This window comes from Aminobacterium sp. (genome assembly GCF_034926885.1).
Lineage (GTDB): Bacteria > Synergistota > Synergistia > Synergistales > Aminobacteriaceae > Aminobacterium.
In genome coordinates, this window is the sequence record NZ_JAYFQR010000015.1 from 1 (window position 1) to 15322 (window position 15322).

Here is a 15322-nt window from a genome sequence, read left to right on the forward strand (position 1 = left end):
GATGTCATGGCGGGTTTACCTCCTATATCCTTTATTTTGGTTGTTTGAGCAACACCAGTATAAAGGAGAGGTGCCCGCCTTTTTCATTATCTCTTTCACTTTACCTAAGTAAACGGAACGAAACTCTGGCCCATCTACAAAAGGAATCCAATAATGTCTTGATTTTCATCTCGGATAAAAATTGTTGTTGAGCGGAGTTTTTCACCACTTTGTGTTTTCGTTAAATAATTCGCAACGTAGTTGAAATCTCTTGAAATGGCTTTTTTTAAAATATATAGAGCAAAATCCGTTAAGGGAGCACCCTCTTTTCGTCCAGTTACATATCCATTCTCGATAGCTACAACCGAGTTTTCTGGATCTTTAGTACTTTGCAACACTACCTCATAATCAGGACCTAGCGTTTCTGCAAGAGCCTTTACTAAAGGGATATAAGAACGAAGGATTGGATGAATATCTTTTTCTTCAGGCATAAGATTTCATTCCTTCCGCAATATTTTCAATAGCTTTTTTCTTCCTGGATGTTTATAAGTATATGGATGTTTTTTCAATTCGTCAATATTTTGATGTTAATTAAACTTTTTGATATATAGTTAGTATGTAAAAAGCAAGGGGGGTAGCGTTGAACGCTACCCCCCTTGCTTTTAGTAACTCTTTTTTATAAAAAACTACATTATTCTATCCGCTAAAACGTTCGTCCGCCTTCACATTTTCTGGACTTACTGCCTGTTTTTCTAGCCAACCAGCACGGAATTGCCGGCCGAAAATATCAAACTCAGGCACAAAGGGTTTAATATCTAAAAGAGGCGTTCCATCAAGGATATCAATGTCTTCAACAGTCAACTTATTCCCTTTTATTGCCACTAACCGAACAACTGACAGGCCAATTTGGTTAGGCCTTCGCGGCGCGCGGGTTGCAAAAACGCCATGATATTCCGAATCCATAAAAGGCTTTACGGTTAAATCGAAACCTTCTGAAAGATGAAACCAATATAAAAGATAGATATGGGAGAAACCTTCAAGATCTTGAAGACCTTTTTCAAATTCAGGCAAGACTTCGACAGTGCCACGAATGCCCCTCGCCCCTACAGGCTGAATGGGCATTCCCTTTCTTTCTCGAAATGGCGACCGGATAGTACCGATACTCTGGAGTTTCAACTCCCCCACCATCATGCGCTCCCTCCAGTACCTTTTTAATATATTATAACGTACTCTTTACATAAAAACTTTTTTGACGGCGTGAAAAAGTCCGTTAAAATAGATTCATGACTAAATTCTATAAATTTCCAGAAGAAAAATGGTTTGGTAACAATGGAGAAAATGAAGAACCAACATCTCGCCGCGAGATAAAATTTCCAGTCTTTCCCAAAGGAAAGAAATTCCTCTGGATACTTGTAGCGTGTGTTGTTCTCGTTTTTTTGGCGTTTCCTTCTCTTGCTAACTTTTATATTGATTACCTTTGGTTTGATGCCCAAAACCAAACAGCTGTTTTTTGGACTATGCTCATTCCAAAGTGGATTTTATTTGGAGTTGCAACGCTTTTATCTTTCGTGTTGCTTTTCTTCAACTTCCGCATCGCCCGGCATAATACGCTGAAACTTCTTCCACCAGATTCACCATTTGGAAATATTCCACAAAAACTGACTTCAACGGCTGTCTTAATTGGCGCCGGAGCTTTTGCTCTGATAAATGGCGCGTCAACACAAAAACATTGGGATATGATTTTACGATTTCTCAATAGCGCCCCCTTTGGAAACATCGACCCTATCTTCGGCAAAGATATCTCTTTTTATATATATCGTTTGCCCTTCTGGTCTTTTGCACAAGAGTGGGGATTGGGGATTCTTATTTTAAGTCTCATAGGTTCAGCAGCGCTCTATGCTTTTGTCATTGCACCTCTAGTGGCCGAACATCGCGGAGCTGTTCCAAAGGCTGTCTTTAAACATCTCTCTTTGCTTGTAGCAGCCATTGCGCTTCTATGGGCTGTTGGATTTTGGCTCGACCGTTTTAACCTTCTTTACTCTCCCCGGGGAGTTGCATTTGGAGCCAGTTACACTGATATTCATGCCGATTTGCTTGCTCTTAATTTAATGACGGGACTCACTCTTCTCGTCTCTGTGCTTCTTATTGTGGGAATATATAAAAGCACATGGAAATTTTCAGCTATAACCCTTGGTTTTTTAGTTTTAGCTTCAGTTATCTTACGAGGAATTTACCCCGGGATTATTCAAAAATATGTTGTAGAGCCCAATGAATTCGATAAAGAGCGTCCGTATATCGAACATAACATTGAAGCTACCTTGCAAGCCTATGATTTGAAGAAAGTTAAGACTGTCTCTATGCTTCCGGAATCTGAGGTTACGTGGGAAAAGTTAGAAATGAACAAGGGAACGATGCAGAATGTTCGTTTATGGGATTCCAGACCCCTTCTCAGAAGTTTTAAGCAGTTGCAAGAAATCCGCTCATACTACGATTTCATCGACGTAGACATAGACCGCTATCGCTTTAATGGGCAGTATCGCCAAGTAATGATAGCTGCTCGTGAACTCGACCTCAAACGGCTACAAAATCCAACGTGGGTCAACCAACACGTAGAATTTACTCATGGATACGGGCTCGTTATGAATCCCGTTAATGAAGTAAGCTCCAGCGGACTTCCTATTCTGTGGATTGAGAACCTTCCTCCTCGAATTCATATTCCTGTAGAACTTGAGAGACCGCAAATTTACTATGGGGAAAAACCAGATTCCTACGTTTTCGTTAACACAACGGAGAAGGAATTCGATTATCCCATGGGTAATTCCAACGCACGAACAACATATGAAGGAACTGGTGGCGTTTCAATCGGTTCTTTCTTCAGAAGAATGCTTTTTGCAATGAAGTACGGCGACTCGAAAATTTTATTTACAACATTTTTCACCCCTGAAAGTCGCATTCTTCTGTACCGAAATGTTCAGCAACGATTACACAGGCTCGCTCCGTTCTTACTCTACGATTCAGATCCATATCTCGTTATTCATAATGGACGCCTTGTGTGGATTCAAGATGCCTATACAATTTCTGATCGGTATCCTTATTCCGAGCCTATTTCAGTCTCTGCCGGTAGCAGAAAGGGATACTTCAGAATTAATTACATTAGAAACAGCGTAAAAGCAACGGTAGATGCCTATGATGGAACTGTGCAGTTCTTCATTGCAGATAAAGCAGATCCGCTTATTCAGACATGGGATAAGATATTTCCGTCTCTTTTCAAGCCTATGGAAGAAATGTCTCCGAATTTAAGAGAGCATATCCGCTATCCGAAGGATATTTTTTCAGTACAAAGCGAGATTCTTAAAACCTACCATATGCTTGATCCTAATACTTTCTACAATAAGGAAGACGTATGGCAAACCTATAGGGGAAGCGAAGGCACAGAGCAATTAGCTGCCCACTACATGATAATGAAACTTGAGGATACTCATCCTGCAGAATTTGCACTCATTACGCCCTTTATGCCTATTGGGCGAGATAATATGATCGCCTGGATGGCAGGACGGTGTGATGGCGATTCTTATGGAGAAGTTCTTGTCTACACCTTCCCCAAACAAAAGTTAATCTACGGTCCAGCTCAGGTGGAAGCTCTGACAAACCAGCATCCTGAAATTTCCGCGCAGCTTTCACTCTGGAGTCAAAGGGGTTCTGACGTAATCAAAGGTAATATTATGGTTATCCCCATAGAAGATGCTGTTTTATACGTGCAGCCTCTTTACTTAAAGGCTGAAAATAGTGATCTTCCAGAGTTAAAGAGAGTTATCGTATCCACAGGAGGTCGGGTTGTTTGGGATGAACGACTCGACAATGCTCTGGAAAAGCTGCTGGGGAAACCAACAACACTGCCTTCGCTGCGAGTACCAACAACGCCTGAAGGGGAAAAAGAAGAAAAAAGCGTTATTCCATCTTATGATGGGAACATAAAAGAATTGGTACAACAAGCACAAGACGCGTGGAGCAAAGCACAAGATGCTCTTCGTGAAGGGAATTGGAACCAGTACGGAGAGATGATGCAACGCGTAGAATCAATACTTCAGCATTTAGGAAATGTAACTCAATAACGCAATTAATGAGGAACGGGGCGGTTTAAAAACCGCCCCGTTTTTTGTGGGAAAGGGGAACTGATTGGCTCTACTTACTACTCTTCAGCATTCCGTCGTTATCATAGTCATCGAGAGCTTTAGATACGACTTTAGCTAGACCAAGAACAGCAATAAGGTTGGGGATAACCATTAAGCCGTTAAAGGTATCAGCAAGCTCCCAGACAAGATCTACTTTCATAGTTGATCCGATAACAATGAAAATCATGACGAGAATTCGGTAAGGAGTTAATCCCTTGATTCCAAACAAGTAACGGATATTCGCTTCTCCGAAGAAGTACCAACCGATGATAGTTGAGAAGGCAAAGAAAAGTAAGCAAATAGCTACAAAAGCATTTCCAAATCCTCCGAAAGCTTGAGTAAAACCAGCCTGAGTTAAAGCTATACCTGTCGTCTTCCCGTCAAGAACACCTGTAGTAAGAATGACAAAAGCAGTAATGTTAAGAACGATAAATGTATCGATAAACACGCCCATAATGGCAACTAATCCCTGTTGTGCAGGGTGATTTACCTTAGCAACAGCGTGAGCATGAGGCGTAGATCCCATACCAGCTTCATTGGAGAAGAGCCCACGTGCAACACCGTAACGAACTGCCTCTTTTACACCGACACCAATAATGCCCCCTGTTGCAGCTTTCGGGTTAAAAGCTCCATAAAAAATCATCTTTATGGCTGGAAGGATAGCATCGGCATTCATTACAAGAACAATAACACCGCCAATAAGATACATAAGAGCCATAATAGGAACAGCCTTCTCTGTAAAAGAAGCAATACGGCTGATTCCGCCAAAAAATATGAGTCCCGCTAAAATTGCAATTGCAATTCCTACATAGAGAGCAGGAAGGTTAAAAGCCGTCTGGAAAGCATCGCTTATAGAGTTTGACTGAACCATATTTCCGATAAAACCAAGAGCAATAATAATTGCAATAGCGAAGAAAACAGCTAATCCCTTACTTCCAAAACCTCGGCTAATGTAATAGGCAGGACCTCCAACAATCTGACCGTCAACATCTTTCTCTTTATATGTTTGAGCAAGAACAGCCTCTGAGAAGATAGTGCTCATGCCAAAGAAGGCACTAATCCACATCCAGAATATAGCCCCTGGTCCTCCAGAAGCAATGGCGGTGGCAGCTCCAGCAAGATTTCCCGTTCCAACTTGTGCAGCAATAGCTGTCGCCAAAGATTGAAAAGAGGACATTCCCTCTTTTCCAGCTCTTTCTCCGAAAAGAGTTAAACCACCAAAAGCATTTCTGCAAACAGCTCCAAATTTGCGTATCTGAACAAAATTAAGGCGAAAAGTAAAATAAATACCAGTTCCGCAAAGAAGGAAAATAAGAACGTAACTCCACAGAATATTATTGATACCTCTTACAACATCAATTACTTCCACGGCAACTACCTCCCTATGCGTATATTGTATAAAGAATGTAAACCTTTTCTAGACTTAGTGTATGCTATCACAATAACAAAGTCAACGAGAAAGGGAAAAGTTTAAATATAAAAATATGTTTATTTACATACAATTATATATAAATCAGTATGATTATTATTTGTAATATAAATAATTACTAAAAGTAAGCTCTATAATGCCTTTTAATTAATTATTTTTCGAAAGAGATAACATTTATTTTAAAAAGTTATGTTTTGCTAGGAAGGTGATAGAGGGGCTTTTAGAAGTTTTTTGTTATGTGGTAGCCATATTCTTCTGATCCACGTACAATAAAGAGCACAAGAAATCAGAGACAATAGAGGTGCAGATTTTGAAAAAAGTTTTTTGGACAATCACTCTTGGCATAATGTTTTTACTTGCCATCTTTTTTACGAGGTCAGCCAATACTCCACGTTCTTTAGAACAAACAAGCTACGCTCTAGGTACCATTCTTCACTTTCAAATATGGGGAAAAGAAGCAAATCAAGCTCTCGAAAAGAGCTTGTCACGCATTCACGATATTGAAGGTCATATGTCGACACACGACACTAATTCAGATATTTATAATGTTAATATCTCCTCTGACTCACCATTTATATCTGTTCACGAAGATACGTTCTATGTTGTCGAAAAGGCCATTGATTATGCTTATAGAAGTTCTGGCACCTTCGATCCAACTATTGGTGGGTTAGTTGATCTTTGGGGTATTGGAACGCCGGAAGAGCGTCTTCCTTCAGAAGAGGAGATTGCTCACGCTGTTTCCCTTATAAACTATAAAGAGGTTCAGCTAGATAAAAAAAATATGAGCATTCGTCTTCCACGTTCCGGGCAACACCTTGATTTAGGAGGAATCGCCAAGGGGTATGCAGCAGACGAGGTTGTTGCTATTCTTAAAAAAGAAGGCATAAAAAGCGCTTTGATCGATTTAGGAGGAAATATTTTTGTTTTGGGAAGAAAACCTGATGGTTCTCTATGGAATGTAGGGGTACAAAATCCTTTGGAACCTCGGGGATCATATTTGGGAATTTTACATGTTTCTGACCTCTCAGTGGTAACATCTGGAAATTACGAGCGTTTTTTTGAAAAGGATGGGAAGCGATATCACCACATTTTCGATCCGCGAAAGGGGTACCCGGCAGAAACAGATTTGCTTAGCGTTACAGTTATTTCTAAAAAATCTATAGATGGAGATGCTCTCTCTACTGCCCTCTTTGTATTAGGCAGGGAAAAGGGTTTGAAGTTAGTTCAATCTTTTGAAGACATTGAAGCCATTATGGTGACCAAAGAGAAAAAAGTATACGGGACACCTGGCATAGAGAAAATTTTTACACTTACGAATAAGGATTTTACTTATGAAAAAGGGCAATAAAATTATCTTAGGAACTGTCTTTCTTCTTACAATTCTAAGTTTTCTAGGGTCCCTACTCTATAAAAACCACATGGAGAAAAGGGATGTACATGCTGTTATAGAGCGTAACGGGCATATTCTTCGCGAAATAGATCTTAAGAACGCTTCTTCAGAAGAATGGGATGTCGAAAACGGAACGCAACGAAGCGTTATACAAATCGAGCCCGGAAAGATTCGATTTAAGGAAGCCAACTGTCCTCATCAACAATGTGTCAAAACGGGATGGATATCGACACCTGGGGAGACAGCGGTCTGCTTGCCTTTTAAATTAAGCATCACTATAACAGGCCAAAGCAATGGGCCTGATGCAGTGTCTCAATAAATCGAGGAGGTTTTTATGCAAAAAGCGAAATTAAAAACCATGATTGTTATAGGGCTTCTTGTTGGCCTCGCTCTTTCCATTCATGTTGCAGAGGCACAGATTCCCATGATTTTTCCGGGAGTCAAGCTGGGGCTTGCCAATATAATTACTCTTATTGCCTTGCAGCTGTATGGATGGAAAGAAGCATTAATGGTTACGCTGCTCCGCATAGGGTTGGGAGCCTTTTTCAGCGGGAATGCCATCTCTTTTCTTTGTAGCTTTACTGGAGGTCTTCTGAGTTGCTTGCTCATGATTGAGCTAGATCGTCATTTTAGAGAATCTCTTACATTACCATATATCAGCATTGCAGGTGCTGTTACCCATAACATCGGGCAAATTATTGTCATAATGTTTATTATTCAAAATGTGCATATTCTTCTTTACTTGCCCGTTCTTCTTGTTTCAGGAACAATTACGGGTTACTGCACGGGATTTATTGCTTTGCTCCTTACAAACCGAATAAAAAAAATCCCGGGAATTTTTTAACACCCCCGGGATTTATTTTTTTATATAGATAAAATGCTTAGCCTGCCATCTGTTTCGCTTTCTCATTAACAGGAACACTAATTGCTCCTACCGGGCACTTCATGGCACAAACCTGACATCCTGTGCATAGATCCGGATTTATTACCGGCAAATTGTCTTTCATTGTAATGGCCTGAGAAGGGCACATCTTGGCACAAAGTCCACAACCGATACACCCTGCCTCGCAGACGTTTTTAACGCCAACACCTTTCTGTGTCGAATTACACATAACGCGAATGTCCTGGGTAGCCGGAATCAAAGTAATGACATTTCTGGGACAAACCGATGCGCACGCGCCACATCCTGTGCAAAGTCTTTCATCGACTTTAGCGACTCCATTTTCCATGTATATGGCATCAAAAGCACAAGCAGCAACACAACTTCCAAAACCTAAACAACCATTCTTACACGCCTTTGTTCCTCCACCGGGAACAATTGTTGCTTTTCTACAATCCAATACTCCTTCGTAAAGAGAGATTTCTTTCGCCTTTTCCTTAGATCCTGCACACTTTACAAAGGCAACCTTCCGTACAAAATGCCCTACTTCAACACCAAGAATAGCAGCTATTTTCTGAGCAACTTCAGCCCCTCCAGCAGTACACTTTGCAGGACTCGCTTCTCCGGAAACAACGGCTGATGCATATGCGTCACATCCGGCGTAACCGCAACCACCACAGTTAGCCCCTGGCAGAGCCTCTCGAATCTTCGCTACTCGCGGGTCAATTTTCACGGCAAATTTTTTAGCTGCAAACCCCAAAAGCAAGCCGAAGAACAAACCTAAACCACCGAGGCTTAACGCAGGATAGACAAGTGATTCAACCATTTCCATTCCCTCCTACGAAATCAATCCACTAAAGCCTAAAAACGCTATCGACATTAAGGCTGCTGTAATAAGACTGATGGGCAATCCCTGCAGCGCTTTTGGCATATTTGTATTCTCCTGAAGCCTTTCTCGCAATCCCGCCATAAGAACGATAGCAAGCAAAAAGCCCAAAGAAGCGCCAAGAGAGTGAACTATCGCCTGAAGCAGGGTGTAATTTTCATTCATATTGATAACGGCAACACCTAAAACAGCACAGTTTGTCGTAATGAGAGGAAGGTAAATACCAAGGGCCCAATAGAGAGATTCCCACTTCTTTCGAACCACCATCTCTACGAACTGAACTAAAGCTGCAATAACCAAAATAAAGGCCAGTGTAGAAAGATATGTTATGTCAAGTGGAACAAGCACCAAGTTATATACCAGCCATGTCATAATAGAAGAAAGAAATATAACAAAGACTACGGCAAGTCCCATTCCTACAGCTGTGCCGACTTTGCTCGAAACTCCAAGGAAAGGACAGATACCCAAAAACCTTGAGAGAACGATATTATGCACTAAAAGAGCATCAATAAATATGGCAAAAAAGCTCATCACAAGTCTCCTTTTTAAAACACTTTATGCATCGGCATAACGGCTTATTCTCTCGTTTTCTTTCTTTCTTTTCATGTTAATGAAATTAATAAGAGCCATAAGCATACCGAGAGTCAAAAAGCCGCCAGGAGCCAATATCATGATGAGGGCTGGATTATAGGTTGCAGGAAGAAGAGACATGCCAAAAACAGTTCCTGTACCCAAGAGCTCTCTAATAGACCCCAAAACTACCAACGCAAGGGTAAAACCCAAGCCCATACCAATTGCATCGAAAAGAGAAGGTAGAACGCTGTTTTTAGAAGCATAGGCCTCTGCACGACCCAATATAATGCAATTAACGACGATCAAAGGAATAAATATTCCCAACGCCTTGTTGAGGGCAGGAAGAAAGGCCTGCATAAAAAATTGAATTAAAGTCACAAAAGTGGCGATGATAATGATGAACGCCGGTATTCTGATTTCATCGGGAATAAGTCGCTTCAATGCTGAAATAACAACATTCGACCCCATCAGAACTACTGTGGCAGCGAGCCCCATGCCCAGACCGTTTTCAGCACTTGTCGTTACGGCAAGAGTAGGGCACATACCAATAACTTGCACAAAAGTAGGGTTGTTTTTTATAATTCCATTTTTGAGTCTCTCTATGATCATACCCACTATGCTCCTTCTCCTTTCAGACTGGAGTGGAAAAAGCGCAAGGCCTGATTGACTCCATCTGTTACGGCCCTGGATGTAATAGTGGCACCAGTCATTGCCTGTATTTCATTTTCATTTGAATTCTCTCCCTTTACAACAGAGAGAGCATCAACATGGCGATCGGAAAACTGATTTGAAAAGGCAGGTTTCCCCGCTTCTGCACCCAAACCCGGAGTTTCGCTATGAAAAAGAATCTGAATACCCCGTAACGTTCCATCTATTGAGATACCCACCATCATTTCAATAACTCCGCCATATCCTTTAGGGGCAACTTTGATATTGTATCCAACAATGTTTCCATTGTTATATCCTTCGTTAACTTCGCGAATAATGCCGCTGGAAGTAAGATCCGCATTCAACAATTTAAATTCCTGCGCTACAGGAAGAGTTGCTTTCATAGCTTCAATCTTCTCTTTTTCAAGAAGACGGGCAATAGGTTCCTCGGTAACAGCATGAACCCAGCCAAGAAGAAGTCCCGCTACCGCCGTTATGAGAAAGAGAGTGGCTCCAAGCTTGTAAATTTTCTTCACCTATCTCACCTCTCCGAAAATCCGCGGAACTGTTACTCTATCAATAAGCGGAACAAAAAGATTCATAATAAGAATGGAGTACGATACGCCTTCCGCGTACCCTCCATATAAACGTATCAATGTTGTTAAAACCCCACACCCTAAAGCAAAGATGACTTGTCCCTGTTTAGTCATAGGTGACGTCGTATAATCGGTAGCCATAAAAAAGGCACCCAACATAAGTCCGCCAAGAAAAATTTCGTACAATGGATTTGCAGACATAAAACCATCGCGTCCCAAAATGGCTGTAAGAACAAATACAGTAGCAATATAGACTACGGGAATATGCCAGCTTATTACCTTTCTGAAGAGAAGATAGGCGCCTCCCAAAAGCAGGGCCAAAGCCGATGTTTCCCCTATGCATCCTCCAACATGGCCGATAAAAACATCGGTCAAAGAGGGAAGAGATGACAGCGTCCCCTCTTTTAGAAGAGCAAGAGGCGTAGCCGTAGAAACCCCATCAATGGTCCACGTTGTCATAGAAACTGGCCATGACGCCAAAAGAACAGCCCGAGCAGCAAGAGCTGGGTTCACTATATTCTGTCCAATTCCTCCAAAAAACTGCTTCACCACTATTATGGCAAAGACTCCCCCAACAGCCGCAAGCCAAAGGGGCACTGTAGGAGGAAGGTTAAAAGCTAAAAGCAAGCCGGTAACAACTGCACTAAGATCTTTTATCGTCGACGTACGGTTCATAGCTTTTTGGCAAAGAGCCTCAGAAAGAACACAAGAAAGAACGCATACAGCAACAACCATTACCGCCTGAAGACCAAAAAAATAAAAGGCCGCTATCATAGCAGGCACAAGAGCGATAAGCACATCTCCCATAACTGTCTGTACAGTTGTGTGCGAGCGGAGATGGGGAGATGATGATACAATCAATTTCTTTTCAGACATCCTTTACGTTACCCCTTTCTCTTCATCGCTGCGATGACGGATCGTTTCGCCTCTCGGCACGATTGCACCAAATGCCTCTTAGAGGGGCACATAAAAGAGCATGATCCACACTCTATACAGTTCATTCCGCCATTTCCCTTAAATCCCATGTAATCATTCTTGAGAGAGAGAGCATTGAGTTTAAAGGGAAGAAGCCCCATGGGACAAGCTTCTACACATCGTCCACAACGAATACATGGATATTCATCATACAGATGAACAGCTTTATCAGAGAGAGCAATAATGCCAGACGTACCCTTAATAACTGGAACATCAAGGCTATTTACCGACATGCCCATCATAGGGCCACCGGCTAAGACCTTAACGGGCGGAGTTACAAAACCACCTGCAGCCTCTATAAGTTCACGGAAAGATGTTCCTAAACGTACTTTCATATTTTTAGGTGTAGCAACTGCATCTCCTGAAACCGTTACGATTCGAGAAAGAGAGGTTCTCCCTGTTACAACGGCATTACGGATCTCGTAGACAGTGTACGCATTGCTGACCACACACCCCGCATCAGCAGGAAGTTTCCCAGAGGGAACTTCTCGCCCTGTAACCGCAAATATGAGCTGTTTCTCTCCACCTTGGGGATATTTGGTCTTCAGAACATTCACCGTTACATTTTCTATGCCCTGAACAGCCTTTTTCATCTTCTCTATAGCCAGTGGTTTGTTATCTTCTATTGCTATATGAAGATGAGCTTTCGGGAAAATCTGAAGTAAGATCTTGGCTCCCTCTGCAATAGCCTCTGCTTCCTCAAGCATAAGACGATAGTCAGAAGTGAGATATGGTTCACACTCGGCTGCATTCACAATAACATGATCAATAACACATTCGGCAGGCGGTGTAAGCTTAATACAGGCAGGGAAACAAGCGCCTCCCATACCGACAATACCAGCATCACGTATGATATCTCGCAACTCCGAAGCCGTTAAATTCTCAAAAGACCGACAGTTCAACGGCTCTATCTCTTCGTAAAGACCGTCATTCTCAACAATAACTGAGAGCATATCAATTCCAGAAGGAGTAGGCATAGCCGTTACGTTTTTAACAGTTCCAGAAACACTGGCGTAAATAGCTGCTGATACGGGCCCCTGCGGCTCTCCTATTTTTTGCCCAACGAGAACTCTGTCTCCTTTTTTCACAGCAGGAACACACGGAGCTCCTATATGTTGCCCCATAGGGTAGACAAGGTCTCCCTTTGGTAATACTATTTCTACCGGTTGATCCGATGTCCAATGTTTGTTATCGGGAGGATGGACCCCACCTCTAAATGTTAAAAGCTTCATTGTAAGTACTGCCTCCTAATACCCTTTCATCTGCAAAATGCTACGTGCTCGCACAAAGTGTATAAATTATACTACATACGTTATACTTTTATAATTTGTACTTTTTTTCTTTAAAGTCTGGTTTTCCCCTCTAGACTTTGTTCTTTTTTTCTCTATATATTTTACACCATTTGACCGTTTTTTTCAGACTAATTTTAGTATTCTCCCAAAACAAAACTCTTTATTTTTACGATAATCTATTTTCTTTTCTTAATAAAGCGCTACAAAAGTTGCACATCTCTTCCCTATCGATATAATTTCTTATTGCCTTTCATAGCTAGTCTGTGAAAGGCTTTTAATTTTTTCTGCACTTTGAAAGGAGGGAAACAGTATGAGGAAAGGTATTCGACGTAGTATCCTCACTGTTTTACTACTCTCCATGGCCGGGCTATTAGCCTTTACTGCAGGAAGTCGCTATATTCATGCCTCTCCACGAAACAGGAGAGGAACGATACAGTCTCAGAAAATTCAACTTCACGATTGGAGTTCAGAGCCTGCTGTCGCTTCGTTTTACCAGATAGGTCGTTTTGTAACGAATCGTTTTTCAGATGTTACATTAACGTATACAAATCCACTTTTTACCCTTTCAGAAACCATTCAGGATTCTGTAGAAACAATGAGCATGCTTACCCGTTTCATTCAGAAACAAAATCCGGCCATTTCGAGAGATATTGCAGCACGACAAGCCGCTGCCTTTTTGAGGTATTCCATCAAATATGGAGCTCCTCTTGATCTTGTAGTAGCGGTAGCAAATACGGAAAGTCATTTCAATCCCAACGCGCGAAGTTCCCACGGTGCTGCTGGTGTTATGCAAGTCACATGGAGAGTTCATGAGAATTTATTGCGGGCCAATGGCATTCGCAGTGAAGAGGAACTCTACACGCCTGAAAAGGGGATCGCTGCTGGCTGTCTTTTGATTTCAAGATATCTGAGAGCCTATGGATCACCAGAAAAAGCTTTGGGACGTTATTATGGCGGCCCGTCTTCTGTTTATTGGGCAAGAGTTTCTAGAAATTTATCGAAACTTCAACGGTATCGCCCAGGAAATCGTCTATAATTTAAAATGTAAAAAACGTAAAGATTTAGCGGGGGTTATCATCTGATACCCCCGCTTAAGTTGGTGAATATGTATGAGTAAAATTAAAGGCGCTATTCTTAATCGCAAAGGCCTTGACCGTCTGCACAAAAGGCACCCATGGATTTTTAAAGGTCATCTTGCAACTTTTCCACAAGCCGAACCTGGCGATTTTATTTCTCTTTATAATAACCGCGGGAAAATTGAAGGATGGGGGTTCTGGGGGGCTGGAGCACTTTGTATTCGCGTTCTTTCTTTTGACACAGAGAAACCAGAACTTCACGCATTGCTTCGAGAACGCTTGGTCACGAGTCTCGCATCTAGAAAACGCTGGCTTCCTCAAGCTAGTGCTTTCCGTCTTGTTCACAGTGAATCTGATGGTTTACCGGGCTTAATTATAGATATATACGGTTCGGTAGCCTGCATGCAACTTCTATCTGCAGGATGGTATAGAAATCGAGAGATGATCATCGGCACGCTTCTTGAACTTCTTCCCCTTAACGCTATTGTGCTTCGCAATGATGTTCGTTATCTGGAACAAGAAGGTATTCCACGCGAAAATCGGCTTCTATGGGGAACTTTACCTGAAGGGGATAGCGTTGATATTCCTTTTTATGAAATGCAAGAACGCGTCTACCCCCTTGCTGGCCAAAAGACAGGAATATATCTTGATGTTCGAAACCTGCCTAACCTTTTTAAAGAAGTTTGCCCTCGTGCTGATGTTCTTGATTGCTTTTCCTTTCAGGGGCACTTTGGGCTACACGCTCTCCACTGGGGAGCCCGCTCCATAACAGCTATTGAGCAATCGCAAGAAGCTTTATCTGTTTACGAAGAAAATATCTCTTTAAACGGACTTTCTTCTGAAAACGTTCATTTCCATCATGGAAACGCTTTCGATGAACTGCGAGCGCTGGAAGCGGAAAAAAAGACGTTTGACATAATTATTATGGATCCGCCGCCCTTTTCTCCAGGGAAAGCACAGATAGAATCTGCCAGACGAGGCTATAAAGAGTTAGCCCTTCGGGCCTATCGGCTTCTCCGTTCTGAAGGAATTCTTTTGTATCTTTGCTGTAGTCATGCTTTTAGTCGGCAAATGCTTATAGATGTGCTTAGTGATGCCGCTTTTGACACTAAAAGTACTTTTCGGATTGTTCGTGAAGGGCATCAACCTGAAGATCATCCTATCGCTCTTGAAATTCCCGAAACTAACTATCTCAAGGGGCTTCTTATACAAAAGACAAGTAAATAAACTCGAAAGAATTTGGAAATTCTGAATTCGTATATTGACAAGACGGGGTAGTTATTCATAAAATAACCCCATTCTTATTTTGAACGAAATTAAAAAAGGAGGAGACTTTACCGTGAAAATAGGTTACATGAATAACTTAACTGCCATTTCTTCTTTGTCTCTCCTCCTCCTCGGTTGCTGGTTCCTGTCTGGAACGCCA

General features: G+C 41.8%; 15 protein-coding genes. 6 read left to right on the forward strand and 9 right to left on the reverse strand.

Features of this window, described 5'->3' with window-relative positions:
* Nucleotides 1-134: 134 nt before the first annotated feature.
* Together VB083_RS06425 and tsaA are read right to left on the reverse strand one after the other, a co-directional pair.
* Nucleotides 135-470, reverse strand: coding sequence for a PAS domain-containing protein (locus VB083_RS06425; protein WP_323401880.1), 336 nt, complete (start codon nucleotides 468-470; stop codon nucleotides 135-137).
* Between the two features lie 205 nt (nucleotides 471-675).
* Nucleotides 676-1170, reverse strand: coding sequence for a tRNA (N6-threonylcarbamoyladenosine(37)-N6)-methyltransferase TrmO (gene tsaA, locus VB083_RS06430; protein ID WP_213691586.1), 495 nt, complete (start codon nucleotides 1168-1170; stop codon nucleotides 676-678).
* A gap of 92 nt (nucleotides 1171-1262) precedes the next feature.
* Between tsaA and VB083_RS06435 the strand changes: the two genes are divergently transcribed.
* Nucleotides 1263-4091, forward strand: coding sequence for a UPF0182 family protein (locus tag VB083_RS06435; protein ID WP_213691587.1), 2829 nt, complete (start codon nucleotides 1263-1265; stop codon nucleotides 4089-4091).
* Between the two features lie 70 nt (nucleotides 4092-4161).
* Here the strand turns inward: VB083_RS06435 and VB083_RS06440 are convergent, their stop codons facing one another.
* Nucleotides 4162-5520 (reverse strand): alanine/glycine:cation symporter family protein, encoded by a 1359-nt coding sequence (locus VB083_RS06440; protein WP_213691588.1) that lies wholly within the window; start codon nucleotides 5518-5520, stop codon nucleotides 4162-4164.
* A 361-nt stretch (nucleotides 5521-5881) separates the two neighbouring features.
* On the opposite strand from VB083_RS06440, the gene VB083_RS06445 reads away from it, so the two are divergent.
* The 3 genes from VB083_RS06445 to VB083_RS06455 are packed head-to-tail and all read left to right on the forward strand — an operon-like array spanning nucleotide 5882 to nucleotide 7814.
* Nucleotides 5882-6928: an FAD:protein FMN transferase gene (locus tag VB083_RS06445; RefSeq protein WP_323401881.1), complete on the forward strand. Its 1047-nt coding sequence runs from the start codon at nucleotides 5882-5884 to the stop codon at nucleotides 6926-6928.
* Nucleotides 6912-7289: a NusG domain II-containing protein gene (locus VB083_RS06450; protein ID WP_213691590.1), complete on the forward strand. Its 378-nt coding sequence runs from the start codon at nucleotides 6912-6914 to the stop codon at nucleotides 7287-7289. Before VB083_RS06445 ends, VB083_RS06450 begins: the two co-directional genes overlap by 17 nt.
* A gap of 15 nt (nucleotides 7290-7304) precedes the next feature.
* Nucleotides 7305-7814, forward strand: coding sequence for a Gx transporter family protein (locus tag VB083_RS06455; RefSeq protein ID WP_213701655.1), 510 nt, complete (start codon nucleotides 7305-7307; stop codon nucleotides 7812-7814).
* Nucleotides 7815-7851: 37 nt separating this feature from the next.
* Here VB083_RS06455 and VB083_RS06460 read toward each other — a convergent pair whose 3' ends face one another.
* The 6 genes from VB083_RS06460 to rsxC are packed head-to-tail and all read right to left on the reverse strand — an operon-like array spanning nucleotide 7852 to nucleotide 12760.
* Nucleotides 7852-8676: an RnfABCDGE type electron transport complex subunit B gene (locus VB083_RS06460; protein WP_213691592.1), complete on the reverse strand. Its 825-nt coding sequence runs from the start codon at nucleotides 8674-8676 to the stop codon at nucleotides 7852-7854.
* Between the two features lie 12 nt (nucleotides 8677-8688).
* Entirely contained in the window at nucleotides 8689-9267 is a 579-nt protein-coding gene (rsxA, locus tag VB083_RS06465) for an electron transport complex subunit RsxA (protein ID WP_213691593.1), read from the reverse strand.
* Nucleotides 9268-9291: 24 nt separating this feature from the next.
* Complete coding sequence (gene rsxE / locus VB083_RS06470; protein WP_374047588.1) at nucleotides 9292-9918, reverse strand: electron transport complex subunit RsxE; 627 nt, start codon at nucleotides 9916-9918, stop codon at nucleotides 9292-9294.
* 5 nt (nucleotides 9919-9923) lie between these two features.
* Entirely contained in the window at nucleotides 9924-10493 is a 570-nt protein-coding gene (locus VB083_RS06475) for an RnfABCDGE type electron transport complex subunit G (protein ID WP_323401882.1), read from the reverse strand.
* Nucleotides 10494-11429, reverse strand: coding sequence for an RnfABCDGE type electron transport complex subunit D (locus VB083_RS06480; protein ID WP_213691596.1), 936 nt, complete (start codon nucleotides 11427-11429; stop codon nucleotides 10494-10496).
* Nucleotides 11430-11437: 8 nt separating this feature from the next.
* Nucleotides 11438-12760 (reverse strand): electron transport complex subunit RsxC, encoded by a 1323-nt coding sequence (gene rsxC / locus VB083_RS06485; protein WP_323401883.1) that lies wholly within the window; start codon nucleotides 12758-12760, stop codon nucleotides 11438-11440.
* 370 nt (nucleotides 12761-13130) lie between these two features.
* Here rsxC and VB083_RS06490 point away from each other — a divergent pair, with 370 nt between their 5' ends.
* Nucleotides 13131-13856 (forward strand): transglycosylase SLT domain-containing protein, encoded by a 726-nt coding sequence (locus VB083_RS06490; RefSeq protein ID WP_213695375.1) that lies wholly within the window; start codon nucleotides 13131-13133, stop codon nucleotides 13854-13856.
* 73 nt (nucleotides 13857-13929) lie between these two features.
* Nucleotides 13930-15123: a class I SAM-dependent rRNA methyltransferase gene (locus tag VB083_RS06495; protein WP_213691599.1), complete on the forward strand. Its 1194-nt coding sequence runs from the start codon at nucleotides 13930-13932 to the stop codon at nucleotides 15121-15123.
* The last annotated feature ends 199 nt before the right edge of the window (nucleotides 15124-15322 follow it).

What these genes read in the sequence shown, in the direction of transcription:
- VB083_RS06425 (WP_323401880.1), bottom strand. Translation starts at nt 470, where the DNA reads ATGCCTGAAGAAAAAGATATTCATCCAATCCTTCGTTCTTATATCCCT.
- VB083_RS06490 (WP_213695375.1), top strand. Translation starts at nt 13,131, where the DNA reads ATGAGGAAAGGTATTCGACGTAGTATCCTCACTGTTTTACTACTCTCC.
- tsaA (WP_213691586.1), bottom strand. Translation starts at nt 1,170, where the DNA reads ATGATGGTGGGGGAGTTGAAACTCCAGAGTATCGGTACTATCCGGTCG.
- VB083_RS06460 (WP_213691592.1), bottom strand. Translation starts at nt 8,676, where the DNA reads ATGGTTGAATCACTTGTCTATCCTGCGTTAAGCCTCGGTGGTTTAGGT.
- VB083_RS06450 (WP_213691590.1), top strand. Translation starts at nt 6,912, where the DNA reads ATGAAAAAGGGCAATAAAATTATCTTAGGAACTGTCTTTCTTCTTACA.
- rsxE (WP_374047588.1), bottom strand. Translation starts at nt 9,918, where the DNA reads ATGATCATAGAGAGACTCAAAAATGGAATTATAAAAAACAACCCTACT.
- VB083_RS06435 (WP_213691587.1), top strand. Translation starts at nt 1,263, where the DNA reads ATGACTAAATTCTATAAATTTCCAGAAGAAAAATGGTTTGGTAACAAT.
- VB083_RS06495 (WP_213691599.1), top strand. Translation starts at nt 13,930, where the DNA reads ATGAGTAAAATTAAAGGCGCTATTCTTAATCGCAAAGGCCTTGACCGT.
- rsxC (WP_323401883.1), bottom strand. Translation starts at nt 12,760, where the DNA reads ATGAAGCTTTTAACATTTAGAGGTGGGGTCCATCCTCCCGATAACAAA.
- rsxA (WP_213691593.1), bottom strand. Translation starts at nt 9,267, where the DNA reads ATGAGCTTTTTTGCCATATTTATTGATGCTCTTTTAGTGCATAATATC.
- VB083_RS06455 (WP_213701655.1), top strand. Translation starts at nt 7,305, where the DNA reads ATGCAAAAAGCGAAATTAAAAACCATGATTGTTATAGGGCTTCTTGTT.
- VB083_RS06480 (WP_213691596.1), bottom strand. Translation starts at nt 11,429, where the DNA reads ATGTCTGAAAAGAAATTGATTGTATCATCATCTCCCCATCTCCGCTCG.